The 20064-nt window shown below is 69.2% G+C and carries 16 protein-coding genes; 13 read left to right on the top strand and 3 right to left on the bottom strand.

Annotated elements, in window-relative coordinates; genetic code table 11:
• Window positions 1-105: 105 nt before the first annotated feature.
• Window positions 106-831, bottom strand: coding sequence for a B3/B4 domain-containing protein (locus AC6I0Y_RS08515; protein ID WP_497730908.1), 726 nt, complete (start codon window positions 829-831; stop codon window positions 106-108).
• A gap of 897 nt (window positions 832-1728) precedes the next feature.
• On the opposite strand from AC6I0Y_RS08515, the gene nrfD (AC6I0Y_RS08510) reads away from it, so the two are divergent.
• The 11 genes from nrfD (AC6I0Y_RS08510) (at window position 1729) to aroF (ending at window position 12813) form a co-directional block, all read left to right on the top strand.
• Entirely contained in the window at window positions 1729-2937 is a 1209-nt protein-coding gene (gene nrfD / locus AC6I0Y_RS08510) for an NrfD/PsrC family molybdoenzyme membrane anchor subunit (protein ID WP_497730906.1), read from the top strand.
• A gap of 34 nt (window positions 2938-2971) precedes the next feature.
• Window positions 2972-3436 (top strand): GntR family transcriptional regulator, encoded by a 465-nt coding sequence (locus tag AC6I0Y_RS08505; protein ID WP_160710613.1) that lies wholly within the window; start codon window positions 2972-2974, stop codon window positions 3434-3436.
• 5 nt (window positions 3437-3441) lie between these two features.
• Entirely contained in the window at window positions 3442-4455 is a 1014-nt protein-coding gene (locus AC6I0Y_RS08500; protein WP_370520342.1) for a slipin family protein, read from the top strand.
• 826 nt (window positions 4456-5281) lie between these two features.
• Window positions 5282-7807: a molybdopterin-containing oxidoreductase family protein gene (locus AC6I0Y_RS08495; RefSeq protein WP_160709041.1), complete on the top strand. Its 2526-nt coding sequence runs from the start codon at window positions 5282-5284 to the stop codon at window positions 7805-7807.
• Window positions 7807-8430 (top strand): 4Fe-4S dicluster domain-containing protein, encoded by a 624-nt coding sequence (locus AC6I0Y_RS08490; protein WP_160709039.1) that lies wholly within the window; start codon window positions 7807-7809, stop codon window positions 8428-8430. Before AC6I0Y_RS08495 ends, AC6I0Y_RS08490 begins: the two co-directional genes overlap by 1 nt.
• 10 nt (window positions 8431-8440) lie before the next feature.
• Complete coding sequence (gene nrfD, locus AC6I0Y_RS08485; RefSeq protein ID WP_497730903.1) at window positions 8441-9640, top strand: NrfD/PsrC family molybdoenzyme membrane anchor subunit; 1200 nt, start codon at window positions 8441-8443, stop codon at window positions 9638-9640.
• A 185-nt stretch (window positions 9641-9825) separates the two neighbouring features.
• Entirely contained in the window at window positions 9826-10185 is a 360-nt protein-coding gene (locus AC6I0Y_RS08480; RefSeq protein ID WP_370520287.1) for a hypothetical protein, read from the top strand.
• A 5-nt stretch (window positions 10186-10190) separates the two neighbouring features.
• A complete protein-coding gene (locus AC6I0Y_RS08475) occupies window positions 10191-10637 on the top strand; it encodes a DUF4405 domain-containing protein (RefSeq protein WP_160709035.1) in 447 nt (148 codons plus the stop codon).
• 321 nt (window positions 10638-10958) lie between these two features.
• The gene (locus AC6I0Y_RS08470) at window positions 10959-11510 is read left to right on the top strand and encodes an HdeD family acid-resistance protein (RefSeq protein ID WP_160709033.1); all 552 of its coding nucleotides are present in this window, start codon (window positions 10959-10961) and stop codon (window positions 11508-11510) included.
• Between the two features lie 224 nt (window positions 11511-11734).
• Window positions 11735-12016 (top strand): chorismate mutase, encoded by a 282-nt coding sequence (locus AC6I0Y_RS08465; RefSeq protein ID WP_160709031.1) that lies wholly within the window; start codon window positions 11735-11737, stop codon window positions 12014-12016.
• A complete protein-coding gene (aroF, locus tag AC6I0Y_RS08460; RefSeq protein ID WP_160709029.1) occupies window positions 12013-12813 on the top strand; it encodes a 3-deoxy-7-phosphoheptulonate synthase in 801 nt (266 codons plus the stop codon). Before AC6I0Y_RS08465 ends, aroF begins: the two co-directional genes overlap by 4 nt.
• 379 nt (window positions 12814-13192) lie before the next feature.
• On the opposite strand, the gene AC6I0Y_RS08455 is transcribed toward aroF, so the two are convergent.
• Window positions 13193-13552 (bottom strand): hypothetical protein, encoded by a 360-nt coding sequence (locus AC6I0Y_RS08455; RefSeq protein WP_160709027.1) that lies wholly within the window; start codon window positions 13550-13552, stop codon window positions 13193-13195.
• 608 nt (window positions 13553-14160) lie between these two features.
• On the opposite strand from AC6I0Y_RS08455, the gene AC6I0Y_RS08450 reads away from it, so the two are divergent.
• On the top strand, window positions 14161-16506 hold the full coding sequence (locus tag AC6I0Y_RS08450) for an ATP-dependent helicase (RefSeq protein ID WP_160709025.1): 2346 nt from the start codon (window positions 14161-14163) through the stop codon (window positions 16504-16506).
• A gap of 266 nt (window positions 16507-16772) precedes the next feature.
• On the opposite strand, the gene sdaAA is transcribed toward AC6I0Y_RS08450, so the two are convergent.
• Window positions 16773-18380, bottom strand: a complete 1608-nt coding sequence (gene sdaAA, locus AC6I0Y_RS08445; RefSeq protein WP_160709023.1) for an L-serine ammonia-lyase, iron-sulfur-dependent, subunit alpha — start codon at window positions 18378-18380, stop codon at window positions 16773-16775.
• Between the two features lie 187 nt (window positions 18381-18567).
• Between sdaAA and AC6I0Y_RS08440 the strand changes: the two genes are divergently transcribed.
• The gene (locus tag AC6I0Y_RS08440) at window positions 18568-19929 is read left to right on the top strand and encodes a putative manganese-dependent inorganic diphosphatase (protein WP_497730899.1); all 1362 of its coding nucleotides are present in this window, start codon (window positions 18568-18570) and stop codon (window positions 19927-19929) included.
• Window positions 19930-20064 lie beyond the last annotated feature (135 nt).

Here is a 20064-nt window from a genome sequence, read left to right as displayed (position 1 = left end):
CTTGAGCAGCCGAAAGCGCCGACGTGGGCGCCGGCCCCGGGCGCGATCTGCCCCGCAGCCGTGCCCGGGCCCGGGCCGGCGCCCGCGCCCGAGGCGAGCGCGGCCCTACGCATCGATGACCATGGTCGGGTTGTCGCGCGTGACGACCTCCTTCGCGAAGATGGTCGCGCCTAGGTGGCTCTCGACCAGATCGGCCAGCTCGTCAATGGCGGCCTGCAGGTCGTCGGCTCGCGCCGGATCCACCGACTCGATGATGAGGAACGCCTTGGCCGACTCGTCCGTGAGCGCCGTGCGCACCCCGTCGCGCCAGTTCCAGCAGCGGCAGATGGCGCCTGCGTCGTCGCGGTAGCACAGCTCGCCGGCGAGCGTGGGGGCGTCCTCGTCCTCGCCGAGCGCGCGGAACGCGTCGCCGCCCTCAGTGATTCCCAAGCGGATGTCGCCGTCCATGGCGTCGATATCCTCGCCGCCCACCGGCAGGGCGTAGGCGAGCGACACGGCGTTGTACGCGTCCACCGACGGCGTGATGGGGCCCACGGGGTTGCCCTTCAGCACGCGCTTGAGCAGGTTCTCCACCGAGCAGCGGGCGCCCTTCTTCGTCTTGAACTTCTGGTACGCGTCGCGCCAGACGGCTACCACCTCGTTCTGCGAGATGGTGTTGGAATTGAGGTGCGCATCGGCTGCGCTGTTCGCCTCGGCTAGGCGACGGGCGATGGCGCGGGCGTCCTCCTCGGGCACCTCGGCGGTCGGGCGCATGCCGTGGGCCACCACCACGCCGATGCGGGCGTCGGGGAACAGCTCCCAGAACGAGTCCTCGGTGACGAACTGCTTCATGGCTTCCTCCTTCGGTCGGGCTGCGGCGTGCAGCTGCGCGCCGTGATCGCCGGCGGCCGGATAAACAAAAAGCACCCATCTGATGAGCATCTTCAAAGGCCTAACGATGCGCATCAAATGAGTGCTTGGGGCCTACCCGGCGGCAGGCGGTATGTCTACGGTCGCGCACTATAGCACGGCTGGCGGCTTCGCGCAACGCCCCGCGTACGCGAAGCTCGTCGGGAGCCTGCCGTGCCGCGCGATGGAGCGGGCTGGTCGGGCGAGGCGGCGCGCGGCGTGCCTCCCGATGACCGAAAGGACGTGCTGCCGCCACTTTCTTCGGCCAAACTGGCATTAATTCGCGATTTGGTACGGCTGTGAGATGACTTGGGCGATATTGAAGTTCGTCATGGCAAACTGCGACCTGGGAAAACGTCTCTGTTTTTGAGGCATGGCAGCGGGGGGAGGGCGTCTTTGGGACGGCTGCGACGGCTTGCAACCGTACCAAATCGCAAATTAGTGCCATCTGGGCGGCGAAAAGTGGCAGTGAGGGCTCGGCGCGCCTGGCGGCGGGGACATCGGCGTCGAGCAGCCCGTGCCGGGCGGGCGATTCCACGTCCGCAGGTTATAGCTACCGCTTCAGGCAAGATTGTCTTATGATAATCCGAACGACAAGGGCGGGCGTCGCGCGGTGCTCCCCGCCGGAAGCGCCGCGTGATGCGGCGCGTCGGTGGAACGCGTCGTGCCAGCAGGCGCGGACGCCACGTAATGCGCTCGAGCTGGGGGCGACGGGGGTCTCTCGTGTGCCGGCGGAGTCCGGGCGCGGACTGGGGGTTGCGTCGGCGGAGGCCGGGCGCAGTCGGGGACCCGCGACGCGACAGGCGGGCGCGCGGGCGCGTGGCGGAAAGGGGGAGGGGCGTGTTCGGCGACCTGGTGGTGGGTTACCTCTTCCTGGGCGGCACGGGCGCCGGCGGGTGTCTGGTGTGCGCCCTCATGGGCCTCTTGGCCGACACCTCCGTCCTCGCGCCCGCTCTGGCCGCTCGCCTCCGCACGGGCGAGGGCCGGCGTTGGTCGCGCCTGTTCGCGCCGGCGCTTACCGTGTCGGCGGCATGCCTCGCCGTGGGCATCGCATGCCTGGCGGCGGACCTGGGGCGTCCCGATCGCCTGCTTCTGCTGATGGTCTCGCCCACTCCCTCTTACATCTCCCTCGGCGCCTGGGCCCTTGTGGTCTGCCTCGGGCTGGCGGCGCTGTTGGCCGCCATCTGGCGCGGCGCCCTGGCCGTTCGGCCCGGCGCGCTGGCGACCTTAGAGGCGCTCACCGCTCTGGCGGCCCTGACCACGGCCGCCTACACGGGGCTGCTGCTGGCGTCGATGCCCGCGGTGCCGCTGTGGTGCACGCCCTGGCTGCCGGCGTTGTTCACGCTCTCGGCCGCCTCGTGCGGCATCGCGCTCGTGATGGCGACGGCGCACCTGACCAGCGCTTCGGCTGACTTCGGGGTCGTGCTCGCGCGCCTGGCTCTGGCTGACGGCGCCCTCATCGCACTGGAGGCCGTGGCGGTCGCAGCCGCCATCGTGGCGGTGTGGCTGGCGGCCGGGGGCTCTTTGCCCGACTTGGCGGCCGCCATCTCGGCGGGTGCCGCCGCGCTCGCTCCTGCCGTTGCGACGCCCGCGTCTGCGGCTGACCCGTCGAGTCTCGACGCCCTGGCTGCCGCCCCCGCCGCAGCCGCTACGCTCACCGATGCCGCAGCCCGCGCGTCGGTGGCCGCGCTCGTGGCCGGCCCGGGAGCCTGGCTCTTCTGGGGAGGCTTCGTGCTGGCGGGACTTGTCATCCCCCTCGGCCTCGATCTGGTGCTTTACGCCGACGCCGGGTCCCGCGCCCGCCGCGCCGCGCTCCATGCCCGCGACACCGGCCTTGACCCCGCCCTCGGCCTGCCCGCCATCCGCGGCCCCCGGCCCCCGCGCGCCGGCCGCGCCCCGTCGCACCGCGCCCCCGCGCCCCCGCTCTCCGCGAGCGTCCGCGCCCTCGCGGCCCTCGCCGCCGCAGGTTGCGTGCTGGTAGGCGGCCTGCTGATCCGCCTGCTGGTGGTAGGCGCGGGCCTGCAGCCCACCATCGGCGTCATCCTGTAAGATAGCCCCGACCGCAAGAGAGAGGTTTTCGCCTATGTTCCCCTTCGAGATCGACGAGTCCAGCGACGTGCCCCTATGGGTGCAGCTGCGGCAGCGCATCGCGTACCTCATCACCTCGGGCTACTTCAAGCCCGGCGAGAAGCTGCCCACGGTGCGCGGCTTGGCGGCGGAAATCTCCATCAACTACAACACCGTCAACAAGGCCTACCTGAGCCTTGTCTCCGACGGCTACCTGGAGTCCACGCGCGGCCGCGGCGTGTTCGTGCGCGACGTGGCGGCCGATCTGGGGGGCGATCAGGCGGCGCGCGTCCGCGGCGTGCTGGACGATTGCATTGGCGCTTGCCGCGAGATGGGAATGGGCCTCGACGACATCGAGCATGCCATGTCGCGGCGCATCAAGCGTCTCAAGTACGATGAGGCGCAGGCGGGCGGCGCGGCGGGCGCGCGCATCGTTGACTTCGACCGCGGTCGCGATGACGCGGACGCTCAGGGAGCGTGATGGCCATGGCCTTCGGACGAAAGCGGGCTCTCCAGGCCCCCACGGCGATGGCGGACGGCGGCGCGGGCACGGGCACGGGCCCGGCTCTGGCGCGCGGCGGTCGCGGCCGCCTGCGCGTGGCTCCCGATCCGGTGACCGAGGTCATCGGCGAGCGTGCGTCCAACGGCGGCGTGGTGCTGTTCTCGGTGGTGCTGTTCGCGCTCGCCTTCGGCCTGGTGCTCGGCGTGTCGGCGCTCGTAGCCGGCACGGTGGGCCCGCTCTCGGTGGCCGTCGCCGTGGTGCTGGCGGCGCTTGCCGTGGCGGCCTGCCACATCGCCCAGCAGTGGGAGCGCGTGGTGGTGCTGCGTCTCGGCCGGTTCAACCGCGTGTCGGGGCCGGGTCTGTTCTGGACGTGGCCCGTTATCGAGTCCAACACCATGCGCGTCGACACGCGTACCCGCGTGACCACCTTCGGCGCCGAGGAGACCCTCACGGCCGACCTCGTGCCGCTCGACGTGAGCGCCGTGCTGTTCTGGCACGTGTGGGACGCGCGCGCCGCCTGCACCGAGGTGGGCGACTTCACCCGCGCCGTGGAGCTGGCCGCCCAGACGGCCCTGCGCGACGCCATCGGCCGCGCAGGCGCCGCCGAGGTGGCCATCCGCCGCGAGCAGCTCGACCGCGAGCTCAAGCGCGTGCTCGAGGAGAAGGTGTCGCCCTGGGGCGTGACCGTCCTGTCGGTGGAGGTGCGCGACATCCTCATGCCGCCCGAGCTCCAGGACGTCATGTCGCTTGAGGCCCAGGCCGAGCAGCGCAAGAAGGCCCGCATCATCCTCATGGAGGCTGAGCAGGACATCGCCGAGCTCATGGAGGAGATGGGCGACTTCTACGCCGCCAATGACGCCGCCCTGCGCCTGCGCGCCATGCACCTGCTCTACGAGTCCGTCCGCGAGACCGGCGGCACCATCGTCGTCCCCAGCTCCTTCAGCGAGGGCTTCAGCGACGTCTTCCCCGACGCTGTGAGGGAGTCTCTGGGGAAGTAGGGGAGAGCGCTCCCCGCACGGCTGTCCGCCGCGCCCGCGTTTCTGCTCCCCCACGCGCGGGACGCGCCGTTGCCCGCCCGCCCGCCTCCGACTGCGCCGACCGCCCCCCCGCCGTGCTGTCCCCCCGCCGTGCCGCCCGCCCGCCGTGCCGCCCGCCCGTCCGCCGCGTCCTCCCGCCGCGCCGCCCGTGCGTCCGAGCCGCCTCCGACCGCGGGTCCCCGCCCGCCATCTCTCGCCCCCCTCCCGCGCGCGGGGGCGCGCCGCCCTCCCTCCCCGGCGCGCCCCGGGGTCCGCGAACCTCGCGATTTGGCTCCCGCCTTGCAAATACGGACGGTTCTGCACCCTCCTCCCGCGTGCCTCGGCGGCCGGCTCATCCGCGACCTGGGCTTTTCGCGGGTGCCCCGCCGCCCGGGGCGCCTTCCCCGCGCCCGCCCGGTGCAGAACCGCTCCGATTTGCGCGCGCCGCCCCGTTTCCCGGGGATCCCGCCCGGGAGGCGGGCCCGTCCCGGCCCTTCGCGCGAGGCCCGAACCCAGACGGGGAGGCACCGCGCCGCGCCCGCCCGGGTCCGATGGAAATTGTCATAGGATACCCCTTGATTGTCATATGACAACTCGCTATAGTACGAGCCAGAGAATTTGGCCGATTCTTATCAGGGTGCGCAGTGCCGTCGGGGAGGCGGGGCGGCGCACGGAGGGGGATATCCTGGAAGTTTTGGCTTGGGGAGCCGAAGGGGAGGGCTTCTGGCGCGTACCGCGTCGCTGGCCGTCTGCGGCCTTCGGATGATCCAAGGGGGATATCCCGACACGTCCTTCAAAGGAGGAGTAAATGTCGGGAACTGCTAGCCCGCAGGGCGGGCTCACGCGTCGTAGCTTCCTCAAGACGACCGCCGCCACGGCAGGCGTCGCCGCCGTGGCCGGCGGGGTCGTCGCGCCTATGACGGCGCTGGCCGAGGGAACTGCGCCGGTGACTTCGGCAAGCGGAGAGGAGCAGGTGTTCCGGGGCGTCTGCCGTCCCAACTGCTTCGGCTTCTGCCATCTCAACGTGCACGTGCACGACGGAAAGGTGATGAAGACCACCCGCGCGCCGTACAACGAAAGCTGCTACGACCGCATCTGCCAGCGCGGCCTGTCGCACGTTCAGCGCATCTACGATCCCAAGCGCTTGCAGTACCCCATGCGCCGTGCCGAGGGCACCGAGCGCGGGGCCGGGCAGTGGGAGCGCGTCACGTGGGACGAGGCGCTCACGGAGATCGCCGGCAAGATCAAGGAGATCCAGGGCAAGTACGGCGAGTCGGCCGTGGCGTTCCTGACGGCCTCGGGCAACCAGGCCGCCGGCATCACGAGCGCCTACAGCCGCATTATCGCCCTGCTTAACGCGAGCAACATCGGCCCCTGCCTGGATATGGGCAGCTACTACGGCATGTACGCGGTGGCCGGCAACTACGTCAGCCCCCTCATGGGCATGATGATGTGGAACGGCAACGAGCCCACCGACGCCAAGAACGCCAAGTCCATCGTCGTGTGGGGTGCCAACATCACCGATGCGCAGATCCAGAACTGGCACCTCATCAAGGAGGCGAAGGCCGCAGGCGTCAAGCTGGTGGTCATCGACCCCATCTTCACGCAGATCGCCAGCCAGGCTGACAAGTGGATCCCCATCCGCCCCGCCACCGACACGCTGCTCAAGCTGGCGCTCATGCGCCTGGTGATCGAGCGCGAGGCCCACGACGTGTCCTACCTGCAGCAGCACACCGTGGCGCCGTACCTCGTGCGCTCCGACACGGGCAAGTTCCTGCGCCGCAGCGACACCGGCGTGGCCCCCACGCCCACCGGCCAGACCGACGCCACCACCGGCCAGGAGATCATGCTCGACCCGGTGATGGTGCTCTCCGGCGGCGCCATCGTCCCCGAGACCGACGCGTCTGCGCCGGAGATCGAGGGCACGGCCGACTTTGAGGGCGTCGAGTGCCGCACGGCCTTCGACCTGCTCAAGGACAACATCATGGAGTACACGGTGGAGCAGGTCTCCGAGCTCACCGAGATTCCCGTGGCGGAGATCGAGGAGCTGGCCGACATCGTCATCGACGGCCCGGTCTACCATTACGAGGGCTACGGCCCGCAGGCCTACAACAACGGCGGCCAGACCACCGTGGCGGGCCTCACGCTCTGCGCCCTGCTGGGCAACCTCGGCAAGCCGGGCGCGTCCTACGGCGCCTTCTGGGGCATCGGTCTCATCACCAACATCGCCGCTGCCCAGTACACGGCGCCCAAGGGCCCGTCCACCGGCTTCAACATCGCCAGCGTGGACCTCAAGAACGTCGTGGAGCAGAAGAAGTTCCAGGGCAAGGACGCTGACATCAAGATGCTGTGGATGTACTCGGCCAACCCGCTCAACACCCACACCGACACCCATGCGTGGACCGATGTCATCATCCCCGCCATGGACTACGTGGTGACGGCTGATTCCGCTCTCACCGACACGGCCATGTACTCCGACATGGTGCTGCCCGTGGCCCAGTGGTTCGAGCTGGAGGAGGTGGCCAACGCCGGCCAGTGCTCCTCGTACAACTACAACGAGAAGGCCATCGAGCCGCTCTACGAGTCCAAGCCCGACCCGGAGATCGTCGCCGAGCTGGCCGAGAAGCTGGGGCTGGGCGAGTTCTTCACCCAGAGCACCTCGGAGGTGCTCGACAGCCTGTTCAGCGGCCCCATCGCCACGGCCGTGGGCGCCAGCATGGACAACCTGCGCGATAAGAAGCAGGTGCGCTTCATCCCCGGCGATGCCGAGAAGAAGCCCTACATCGCCTACGAGAACGGCGCCTTCGCCACGCCCACCGGCCGCTTCGAGTTCTACCGCGAGACGCCTGCCCCGCGCACGCCCACCACGAAGACCCCGACGCCTGAGCAGGTGGCAGCCGAGCGCCTGCCCCACTTCGAGCCGCCGCTGGAGGCCTGGCCGGAGAACCCGCTGTACGACAAGTACCCGCTCGTGCTGATGAGCGAGCGCCCGCGCTACCGCGTGCACTCGCAGTGGTTCAGCACTCCGCTGCTGCGTGAGATCGACCCCGAGCCCATCGTGAAGATCAACCCGGCGGACGCCAAGGCCCGCGGCATCGAGGATCAGAGTTACGTGGAGGCCTACAACGACCGCGGCACCGCTGTGGCCAAGGCCATCTACTCGGAGGCCATTCGCCCCGGCACGCTCGTGTACCCCAAGGGCTGGCAGCTCAGCCAGCACAAGGGCGGCGGCTGGTCCAACCTCAGCTCCACGGAGTTCGACGTGTGGATCGTCAACAACAACTTCATGGACGTGCTCTGCGAGATCCGCCCCTGGGATGGAAAGGATAACTAATGACACGCTACGGATTTGTCATTGACAGCAAGTCTTGCATCTCCTGCCATTCGTGTGCCGTGGCCTGCAAGGTTGAGAACAACCTGCCCGACACCATCTGGTGGAACCGCATCCTCACCGACGGCGGCCCCAACATGGACACGCCGGCGGGTACCTACCCTAACCTGACCATCCGCAACATCCCCATGGCCTGCCAGCACTGCGACAACCCGGCCTGCGTGAAGGTGTGCCCCGTGGGCGCCACCTACAAGGACCCGGAGACCGGCGTGGTGCGTCAGGACTACGACAAGTGCATCGGCTGCCGCATGTGCATGTCGGCCTGCCCCTACACGGGCGTGCGCTCCTTCAACTGGGAGGAGCCGCAGTACGCCATCGGCCAGCCCATGGGCTCGCTCGACATCCCGCAGCATCAGAAGCAGGTGGTGGAGAAGTGCACGATGTGCTGGCATCGCCTGGCTCAGGGCGAGAAGCCGGCCTGCATCGACCCGTGCCCGGCGCGCATTCGCTTCTGGGGCGACTTCGATGATCCGTCGTCTGAGGTGAGCCAGCTCATCCGCGAGCGCGAGTATCAGCACCTCTTGCCCGAGCAGGGCACGAAGCCGTCCGTCTACTACCTGGTGTAAGGAGGAACCGATGACTGAAAGAACTGCCTCCGCCCCCAAGGGCGGCAAGGGCCTGACCATCGGCATCGGCGTATGCGCCGTGCTGGCCGTGATCGGCGTCGCGCTGTGGGTCGTGCAGCTCACGGGCGGCATGGTGCAGACCGCCATGCGCAACCTGGACTCGTGGGGCCTCTACATCACGATGTTCATGTTCTTCGTGGGGCTCTCGGCCGGCGGCCTCATCATCAGCTCGGTGCCCAAGGCGTTCGGCATCAGGGGCTTCGGCGGCATCTCCAAGGTGGCCGTCATGAGCTCGATCGCCGCCACCGTGGCCGCCATCGGCTTCGTGGTGGTCGACCTCGGCCAGCCGCTGCGCGTGTGGGAGCTGTTCGCCTACTCCAACCTGGGCTCGCCCCTCATGTGGGACATCATCGTGCTGGCGACCTACCTCGTGCTGTCCTGCGCCTACCTCTGGGCCCAGGTGCAGGCCGAGCGCGGCAAGGTGTCGGCGACGGCCCTGCGCGTGATCAGCGTGGTCGCCCTCGTCTGCGCGATCCTCGTGCACTCCGTGACCGCCTGGATCTTCGGCCTGCAGCAGTCCCACGAGATGTGGCACACGGCGCTGTTGGCCCCCTGGTTCGTGAGCTCGGCGCTCGTGTGCGGCACCGGCCTGGTGCTGCTGGTGGCCATCGGCCTGCGCAGGGCGGGCTACCTGGCCCTCGAGCAGGCCTACCTGGTCAAGCTCGCCAAGCTGCTCGGCGCCTTCCTCGTGGTCGACCTCTACTTCTTCGGGTGTGACCTGCTCACCGAGGCCTTCCCGGCTGCCGGTGGCCTGGCCGTGGTGGACATGCTCGTCTCCGGCCCGCTCGCGCCCTTCTTCTGGGGCGAGGTGGTGCTCTCCGTGGCGGCCGCCGTCGTCTGCTTCGTGCCCAGCCTGCGCACCAGCCCGCTGCTGGCGCTGGCCGGCGTCGCTGCCATCCTCGCCATCCTCTGCAAGCGCGTGCAGCTGCTGGTGGGCGGCTTCCAGATCCCCAACATCGAGTGGCCGGCCGTCATGACGCCCTCCACCGTCACCAACTGGCAGGGCAATCTCGAGCAGGCCTACGCCGGCATGGTCTACTGGCCGGCCCCCATCGAGTGGGGCGTGGCGCTCGGCGTCGTCGCCCTCGCCGTGCTGATCTTCCTCCTGGGCCTCAAGTTCCTGCCGCTCAAGCCGGCGGACGGGGAGTAGGTCGATTCCGCCCGGCCCTTGCCGGGAAGAGCGAGGCGGGCCGGGATCCCCTCCCTCCGGCCCGCCTTCGCCTTGCCTCCCTCGCGAGGGGCGAAGGCAGGGAGGGGGCGCTCGCGCGACCGCGAGGCGCGCGGCAGGTTGATGGCGGGCCGGGGCTCGCCGCGACGAGAGAAGGTGTATCCAAAGTGAAGAAGCTTGCGATCACCTTGGTGGTGATGCTCGCGCTCTGCGGTCTCACGCTGGGGGTTGGAGCCCTCGCGCGTCCGGGCCAGGCGCCGCTGCCCATTCCCATCGAGGACTCCTCGCCCTGTCCGGCCACCGGCTGCGCGAGCGGGACGTGCCACGGGTTCGATGATGTGCCCGAGCCCGACGGCATCCATGAGATGACCTGCCCCGAAGCTGGCTGCGCCTCCGTCGACTGCCACGCGTGGGACACGCTGGCCTCGCGCTACCATCAGGCCTCCGACGCGAGCCTCAACCTTTGGATACTCATGCCCGTGGCGCTCGTGATGGCCCTCGCGCTCATCATGCGGAAGGTCCGGTGATCCCCGTGCCCGTCAAGCTCGTCATCGACGCCGTGGCGCTCGTCGCCTACGTCATCGTCTCCCTGCCCTCGCTCACGGGGGTTGCGCCTCATGAGTGGCTCGGCCTTGCCGTGGCGGTCGTGCTCATCGTTCACCTGGCCCAGCACCTGGGTCACGTGGTCTCCTCGGTCCGCCGCGCTGCCTCGCCGGGGCCCGCTCGCGCCGTCCGCGCGGGTCGCGCCGTGCTGGCGGTGCTTCTTGGCATCGCGCTCGCCGTGTGCGTGACCTCGGGCGTGATGGTGTCGGGCGCGGTGCTGCCGACGCTGGGCCTCTATGCCGAGGGCTACTACTTCTGGAACCCGCTGCACGCCGTATCGGCCAAGGTGCTGCTCGCGCTGCTGCTGATCCACCTGTTCATCAACGTGCGCCCCGCCTTGGGAATCTGGAAGAATCGCAAGTCCCACCGCGGCTAGCTCACGCCCTTGACGCATGCCCGTCGTTTCCGCGCCTGCGCCTGCTCGCGAAGCCCCTTCCCGGGGCTTCGCTGCGTTTTGCGTCGCGTGTGCCCCCTCCGCGTTTTGTGCGAGCCGCCTTTCCCTGCTTGTTACCCCCCTCGAGGGGTGCGGTTGACGGGCGGTTTGCGAGTGCGTGACGGCGCTGTGCCGGCTCGGTGCGGCGCGGGGGCGGGCGCCCTACGGGCCCGTATGATGCATCCTGGCGGGCTGTACGGTGTTCGCCCGCGTCCGGGCGGGCCCGCCATGGGGCCCGGATGCGCTCGAAGAAGGGGGGACGTCATGGAGTCCTTCGTCAAGATGGTTCAGTCCAACATCCTCGTGCAGGCGGTTCTGTTCCTGGCCCTCGGCCTGTTCCTCGTGTTCATGCCGGGCGTTACGGTGACCACCGTCATCTACCTCATGGGCGCGCTGCTCGCTGTCTCCGGCGCAGCGTCGCTGTTCGCCTACTTCCGTACGGGTGGTCGGCACTCACGCGAGCCCGGTGTGCTCATGACTGGCGTGTTCCTGCTGGTCTGCGCCCTTATCGTGTTCGTGTTTCCGCAGGTCATCGCCAGCTTCTTCTCGGTGGCCCTGGGAGTGGTGCTCGTGCTGTGCGGCGTGGTGAACGCCGTGCGCTCCGTCGAGCTGCGCGGCCTGGACGGCTACTCGTGGATCGTCGGCCTCGTCGTGAGCGTGCTCATCGCCATCGGCGGCGTGGTCATCATCTGGAACCCGTTCGAGAGCACGGTCACCTTCATCATGGCGCTCGGCGCGCTGCTCGCCGTCAACGGCGGCGCCGATCTGCTCATCGAGTGGCGCAGCCGCGAGCAGCTCCGCCACGTCGGCGCCTAGCTTCCGCGCCTGCCGCCTGGCTGCGTGCCAGGTGGCCCGTCGGGGTCGTCGAGGTGTCTGGCGCGACGTGTTTCCGCTCGGCTAAATCTTTCCTCGCTTTCCAGAAGGAGCCCGTGTGAGCGGGCTCCTTTGCTATCATGGCTGGCACACGAGGGCCGCGCCCGCTGTCTCGGCGTGCCAGGCGGCCATGCTCGTTAAAGCACTGAATGATGAAAGGAAAAGCGATGTCTGAAGAGAACAGCAATCTTGCCGAGATCCAGAAGCATCGTGAGCAGATCGACGTCATCGATCGCGAACTCGTCGCGCTCCTCAACAAGCGCGCGGGTCATTCGCTGGTCATCCGCGGTCTCAAGCCCGGTGCGCACATGGGCCTCTATGACGCGCGGCGTGAGGAGGAGATCTTCGCCAAGGTGGACAGCTACAACGAGGGGCCGCTCTATAACGAGAACCTCCGTGAGATCTACGCCACCATCCTCAAGATCATGAAGGAGACGCCGTCCGTATGAGCGAAGTGAAGATTGCCCCCATCCCCGATCTCGGCCAGCGCACGGACGAGATCACCATCTACGCCGGGCCCTGCTCGGTGGAGTCGGCCGAGCAGTTCGACGAGGTGGCCGCCTGCGTGAAGGCCCTCGGCCTCTCCTGGATCCGCGGCGGTGCCTTCAAGCCCCGGACCAACCCGCATTCCTTCCAGGGCCTGGGCGAAGAGGCGCTGCGCATCATGAAGGACGCCGGCGACAAGTACGGCCTGAAGACGCTCACCGAGGTCATGGACTCGGCCCACTGCCAGCTGGTGGCCGACTACGTGGACGGTCTGCAGGTGGGCGCCCGCAACTTCCAGAACTTCAGCCTGCTCAAGAAGATCGGCCAGGTGACCGCCGAGAGCCAGCAGATGGTGCTGTACAAGCGCGGCTTTGCCGGCACCATCGCCGAGTGGCTGGCTGCCACCGACTACATCACCGATTGCGGCAACGGCAACGTGGTGCTCTGCGAGCGGGGTATCCGCACCTTCGAGACGGCCACGCGCTTCACGTTGGACATCGCCGCGGTGCCGGTCATCCACAAGCAGTCGCTGTACCCTGTGTGCATCGACGTGTCGCATCCGGCCGGCCAGCGCGACCTCGTGCCGAGCCTGGCCTACGCCGCCGTGGCGGCAGGTGCCGACTCGCTCATGATCGAGGTGCACCCCAACCCGCCCGTGGCCAAGTCCGATGGCCCGCAGCAGCTGACCCCGGCCCAGTTCGAGAAGCTGGTGGGCGAGCTGCGCGATCTGGCGGCCGTGTTCGGCAAGAAGATCGTCTAGCGCGCGAAGGCCAAGGAGCCTGCACGAGGGGCCCCGTCGGCGCGAAGCCGGCGGGGTCCTTTTGCTGGGGGGCGATGAGGCGAGAGCCGCACCACCCGCACGGCCGGCTTCCGCGGCGCACGCGCCTCGGTAGGGCGGCGCCTCCTGTGCGCCTTCGCGGCCAAAAAGTGGCCAAAAATGCCGACCTGACGACAAATATCGGGCAGGTTCGCTCTGCTTCGCCCGCGATGCATCCGTGCGATTTCCGCCGACCTGGGAAAACTCCGGCGACGCGCCTTGGAACGTGCTCTGCGCTGTCGTCAGGTCGTCATTTTTGGCCACTTTGTCGGGCTGCCTTGCGCGGCAGGCCGCCGTGGCGCCTTGCGCCGCGTGCTGGGGGCTAGTTAGCGCCGAGGTCCTCGGGGACGGTCTGCTCCTCGAACGTGGTCTGGGCGGCGCGTTCGGCCTGGTTAGGCGTGGCCCAGTCGCCGGCGGCGGCGAAGGCTGCGCACAAAAGCGCGACGGCGACGACGGCCAGCGCGCCCCAGAGGAGCCCCGGGTGCTTGCGCGTCGATCCCCGGGGGCCGTCCTCGTCCACCTCGAACTCCTGCAGGGCCGGCAGCTCCGGGTCGGCCGCCGATGACTCCAGCACCACCGGCTCGTCGTTGGCCAGCACGTCGCGCGGGTGCGCGCGAGCCGACGCGCGCAGTGCGCCCTCGTCCACCTGCGGCAGGGGCCGCGCGGTTCTCTTCGTCGTCATGATGCCTCCTCTCGACGGGGTCTCTCCCCATTGTGAGGTCCGCTTGCCTCCGCGGCCCCTTGCGGTGGCGCCCTGTTGCGCACCTGCCGCGCGTTCATAGCCAATTTGTCGAGTTGTCCGAGGCTGGCGGGCGGTATGGGGCCTTCGCTCCGCGCGACGGGGCTCGTTCGCTACCGATGCGACGTTGCTTGCAACGTCGCGCGCCGTGATCGTTGATCGACGGGTGCCAGCGGCCGCGGATAACATGCGAAGCTGGATACGAGCTCGCATTTCACCGTCTGGCCGCCGCCCGAGCCCGCTCCCGCCCCGCCCCCAGCCTCGTCCGAATCCCGCGTCGCGTTCGCTTCCGCCCCCCGTCCGCCGTGCCGCTGCCCCGCCCGCGTCTGCCCCCCGCCCGCGTCGTCCGAGCCCGTCGCCTCGGGCCTCCGCCCGCCGCCTCCGCGCCCGCCCTGTGGGAATCCTCCGCGCTTTCCCTCGTCTGCGTCCGGATGGCGTTAGAATGGTGGGCCGAATTTCCATCGACGCGACCGGGACGACGCGCCTGGCGGACGAGGGGCCCGCCCTCCGCCGGGATCGCCGCCCCGGCCTCCCCGGCAAGAAGGATCCCCATGGCCATCGACATCGATACCCTCAACGACCCGCAGCGCGAAGCCGTCCTCACCACGGAGGGGCCGCTGCTCGTGCTGGCCGGCGCCGGCTCCGGCAAGACGCGCGTGCTCACCTACCGCATCGCGCACCTCATCGACGACCTCGGCGCCGAGCCGTGGCAGATCCTCGCCATCACGTTCACCAACAAGGCGGCCACCGAGATGCGCGAGCGCCTCATGGCGCTCGTCGGCCCGCGCAGCCGCGGCATGTGGGTGTCCACCTTTCATGCGATGTGCGTCCGCATCCTGCGCACCGACGCGGAGCGCATCGGCTTCACCCGCAGCTTCACCATCTATGACACCGACGACCAGAAGCGCCTGTACAAGGAGGTCATGGCCGAGCTCGACATCGATCCGAAGCGCTTCCCGGTCAACGCGCTCATGAACCGCATCTCCCAGGCGAAGAACGAGCTGGTGGTGCCCGCCGAGTTCGAGAAGCAGGCCATGGATCCGGTGGGGAAGGTGGCCGCGCGCGTGTACACGCGACTGCAGGAGCGCCTCAAGGCGGCCAACGCCTTCGACTTCGACGACCTGCTGGTCTACGCCTACCTGCTGCTGAAGAACCACCCGGACGTGCTGAGCGCCTACCAGCAGCGCTTCCGCTACATCATGGTGGACGAGTATCAGGACACCAACCACGCGCAGTACGAGATCACGCGCCTCCTGGCGGCCGGCCACCAGAACCTCATGGTGGTGGGCGACGACGACCAGTCCATCTACTCGTGGCGCGGTGCCGACATCCGCAACATCCTCGAGTTCGAGGGCGATTACCCCGCCGCCGCCACGGTCAAGCTCGAGCAGAACTACCGCAGCGTGGGCAACATCCTGGCCGCGGCCAACGCCGTCATCGCCAACAACCAGCACCGTAAAGCCAAGCGCCTGTTCACCGCTGCGGAGGATGGCGACAAGATCGAGGTCTACCTTGCCACCGACGAGCGCGACGAGGGGCGCTGGATAGCCGGCGAGATCGAGCGGCGTCACGCCGAGGGGCTCTCCTACGAGGACGTGGCCGTGTTCTACCGCACGAACGCCCAGTCGCGCATGCTCGAGGACATGCTGCTGCGCGCGGGCGTTCCCTACCGCATCGTCGGCGGCGTGCGCTTCTTCGACCGTGCGGAGATCCGCGACGTCATGGCCTACCTCACGCTCGTGGTGAACCCGGCTGACGACATCGCGGCCAAACGCGTCATCAACGTGCCGCGCCGCGGCATCGGCAAGACCACCATCGAGCGCATCGAGCAGTTCGGCCGCGAGATGGGCCTGTCCTTCATGGACGCCGCCGAGCTGGTGGTGGCCGATCCGGAGGTGCGCGCGGCCACCCGCAACGCGGTGGCGGAGTTCGTCACGCTGCTCAAGACGGCTCGCACCTACGAGGGCGAGCTGCGCCGCGTGATCGAGATGATCGTCGACCAGACGGGGCTCATCGCCGCGCTTGAGGCCGAGAACACCGACGAGGCGCGCGGCCGCGTGGAGAACATCCGCGAGTTCATGGGCGTGGTCGAGGAGTTCTCCCAGACCCATGCCGACGATGACGCGCTCTACGACGCCCCCACGGCTGCGCCGGCCGGCGAGGAGCCGGCCCGCGTGCTGCGCGGCAACTCGATGGCCGACTTCATCGAGTGGGTGCGTCTGCGCACCGACCTGGACAAGGTGGCCGAGGGCGATCCGGCCGTCACGCTCATGACGGTGCACTCCGCCAAGGGCCTCGAGTTCGACTGCGTGTTCGTGGGCGGCATGGAGGAGTCGCTGTTCCCGCATATGAACTCCATCGGCGACGCCGCGAGCATCGAGGAGGAGCGCCGGCTGGCCTACGTGGCCATCACCCGCGCCCGCAAGAAGCTCTACCTCACCTGCGCCCAGCAGCGCCAGATCTTCGGCCAGACCTCGTCGAATCCCACGTCCCGCTTCATCCAGGAGATCCCCGCCGAGCTGCGGCGCACCTCGGGCCTCGGGTCGTCCGGCTTCTCCGGTACCGGCTGGGAGAAGCGCGGCAGTCGCCGGGGCATCGCCGGCTCGGGTACCGAGGCGGGGGAGGGGCGCGTCTTCGGCCGCTCGAGCGCGTCGGGGTCGGCCGGGCGCGGCGACCGCGCTCGCGCCGGGCGCAGCGGCGCCGGCACGCGCGACGTGGGCAAGAAGGGTGCCGCGTCGGTGACCTTCGCCGCCGGCGACATGGTGGACCACAAGACCTTCGGCCGCGGTAAGGTGATGAAGGTGGACGGCGACACCCTCCACGTCAAGTTCGCCAAGACGGGCCAGACCAAGAAGCTGCTGAAGGACTACGCCCCCATCGTCAAGATCGGCGGATAGGGGGCCCTGTGGGGTTACGCCGCAGTCAGTCCAGAAGAAACGCGCCCCGCAATTGCGGGGCGCGTTTCTTCTGCGCGCGAAAATGGCCATTTGCTTCGAAATTCCGAGCCAGCCTCAAGGCGACGGGTTAGCGGCAACGGCGTTTGCCCAGGTCGCGGTTGCGCGGTGTGCTCCGCTGGAATCCCTGGCGGGGGTTTCGGGCTGATGTGCCTCGGAATTTCGAAGCAAATGGCCAGAAATCCCGCTCCGCACCGCATGCAGCGAGCCTAGCAGCAGGCGTTGCACCACGCGCAGGCGCTCGGCGCGGCCGCGATGCCGCCGAGGGCGCTCTCCCGCAGCTCGAAGGGCAGCCCGCGCCCCACCTCGTCCATGACGGCCACCGCCTCGTCGAAGCTGATGAGGTTCTGCACGCCCGACAGCGCGATCTGCGCGCTCACCAGCGCGATGGATGCCGCCGTGGCGTTGCGCTTCTGGCAGGGCACCTCCACCAGGCCGCCCACCGGGTCGCATACGAGTCCGAGCAGCGACATCATCACGTTGGCGCCTGCGGCCAGCGCCTGGGCGGGCGTGCCGCCGGCCATGGCCACCGCGGCGGCTGCCGCCATGGCCGCCGCCGAGCCCACCTCGGCCTGGCAGCCGCCCTCGGCGCCCGACACGCTGGCGTTGCGCGCGATGACGTAGCCCACGGCGCCGGCGGTGAGCAGGCCCTCCATCAGCTGCTCATCGGTGAACCCGCGCAGGTCCTGCAGGCTCAGCAGCACGGCGGGCAGCACCCCGGCCGACCCGGCCGTCGGCGTGGCCACGATGCGTCCCATGGAGGCGTTGGTCTCCAGCACGGCCAGCGCGTAGGCGGCCGCTCGGGCCGCCAGCGGGTCGAGCAGCGCCGCGCCGTCCGCGCATGCGCGAGCCAGCTTCTGCGCCTCGCCGCCGATGAGGCCGCCGGTGGACGCCACGGGCTGCTCGATGGGGCCGGTGGCGGCTGCGCGCATGACGGCCAGCGCGCGCGTCAGGTAGGGCCCCACCTCGGCGGTGACGCCCTGAAGGGTGCGCAGCGCCTGCTCGCGGCGGTAGAACACCTCGGCGATGGTGCAGCCCTCGGCCGCGCAGGTCTCCAGCAGGCCCGCGCCGTCCTCGTAGTTCCAGCGCTCGAAGGCGTCGGCGGCGTCCAGGGGCACGCAGACCGGGTCGCCGTCTCCGTCGGCGAAGCTCGGCGCGATGACGTGCACGTCGTAGACGGCAGGGTGCTCGAGGATGATCCCGCGCGCTATCTCGTCCACGGCATCGTCGGTCTCCATCACCGTGTAGGCGTCGTCGTGCTTGGCCGTGCGGTAGAGGCTGGCCGTGGCGATGTTCACGCCGCACCGCGCCAGGCACGACGAGATGTGCGCGAGCACCCCGCGCACGTCGCGCTGGTGCACCACCACGCTCGTGTGCTCGCCGGTGATGTTGACCTCCACTCCGTTGACCCGCGTGATGACGGCCGCCCCGCCGCCCACGGACACGCCGCGCATGGTGAGGATGCCGCCGGCCGCGTCGGTCACGGCGATGTCGACGGTGTTGGGGTGCTCGGGCTCGGTGCTCGTGTCGAAGGTCATCTCCACGGCCAGCCCCGCCTTCTCGGCCAGGGCGAACGAGTCGCGGATGGCCAGGTCGTCGGCGTCGAGCCCCAGCAGGCCGGCCACGAGGGCCTTGTCGGTGCCGTGGCCGCGTCCCGTGTGGGCGAACGAGCCGTACAGGGTGAAGGACGCGTGCGCCGGCGGCGCGGCGCACAGGCGTCGGGCCATGGTGGCGATGGCCAGGGCTCCTGCCGTGTGGGAGCTGGAGGGCCCTACCATGACCGGGCCGATGATGTCGCGTAATCCGTAGGTCTTCATGATCGTGTTCCTCGCCTTCGCCGTCGTATCCTCCCCGCCTGGCCTTCAGGCGAGCGAGCGCGCTGCCGTCCGTCCCGCGAAACGTGGGGCTTTGGCGATGAAGCTACCACATCGCAGGGCCGCCTCGGAGGCGCCGGGGTATACTGCCCCGGAATCGTTGCCTATACACCCAAGGAGAGAGAGGCCCATGGCTTCGCCCGTCATCGTCGTGGGACATCGCAACCCCGATAACGACTCCATCTGCGCCGCGGTGGGGTACGCGTACCTGAAGAACGAGATAGCCAAGCGCGACGGCACCGCCGACAAGGTCGAGTACATCCCCGCGCGCCTCGGCCCCCTGCCGCCTGAGAGCGCGTGGATCCTCGAGGCCAACGGCATTCCCGCGCCGCGCAAGCTCCCCCATGTGCACGCCCGCGTCTGCGACGTGATGACCCCCGACCCGGAGTCCATCCGCCATGACGCCAGCATGCTCGAGGCCGGGCGCCGCCTGCGCCAGCTCAACGTGCGCTCGCTCGTGGTGGAGAACGACGACGGCACCTTCCGCGGCCTCATCTCCACCCGCGCCATCGCCGAGCGCTACATCTCGGCCACCGACGCCCTGGACGGCGACGATGCCAACCCCATGGCCGTGGCCTCGTCGCTCATCGAGTCGCTCGGCCAGCGCGTGGCCGACCTCACCTACACCAACGTGCTCGTGCTCGACCGCGAGGCCCTGCTCAGGGAGGCTGCCGACGACCTCATGGCCAGCGAGCTGCGTGAGGGCGTGGTGGTGGATGACGACGGGTTCGCCGTGGGCATTGTCACGCGCTCCGACATCGCCGTGCGGCCCAAGCGCAAGGTGATCCTCGTCGACCACAACGAGACGCGCCAGGCGGCCAACGGCATCGAGGAGGCCGACGTGGTGGAGATCCTCGATCACCACCGCATCGCCGACGTGATGACGGCCAACCCCATCAAGTTCCTCAACCTGCCCGTAGGCTCCACCGCCACCATCGTCACGCTCGAGTTCCGCAAGCATGCCGTGGAGGTGCCGCGCGACATCGCCGCCGTGCTGCTCTCGGCCATCATGACCGACACGGTCATCCTCAAATCGCCCACCGCCACCGACATCGATCGCGATCAGGTGGACTACCTGGCGGGCATCCTCGACGTCGATCCCACCGAGTTCGGCCTGAAGGTGTTCCGCACCCGCGGCGGCGAGGACGACATGCCGGTGGAGAAGCTGGTCGAGGCGGACTCCAAGGAGTTCCAGTTCGGCGACAACACCGTGCTCATCGCCCAGCACGAGACCGTGGACCTGCCGGCGGTCATGGCGCGCGAGGCTGAGATCCGCGCGCACATGGCCGAGCTCAAGGCGCTGCACGGCTATGAGTTCGTGCTGCTGATGGTGACCGACATCCTGGCCGAGGGCAGCCAGTTCATCGTCGAGGGCAACCGCCGCATCGTCAACCGCGTGTTCAACATCGAGTGCCCCGAGGAGGGCGGCGTGTGGATGCCCGGCATCCTCTCGCGCAAGAAGCAGGTGGCCGCGCGCATCCTGGGGTCGTAGCCCCGCGTGGCGGCCGGCGCCCCGCTGCTCGGAGCCGGCGGGCCATCTTTGGAGAAACCGTATCGTTTGGGCAACGGACGCTCGGGCGGGCCTAGAATCGGGGCCGTGCGCATAGGAGTCGCACGGCCCCGATTT

The organism is Adlercreutzia sp. St.1H8, from assembly GCF_059728655.1.
The sequence above is the reverse complement of the archived record's forward strand: the minus strand, read 5'-3'. Positions and strand labels throughout refer to the sequence as shown.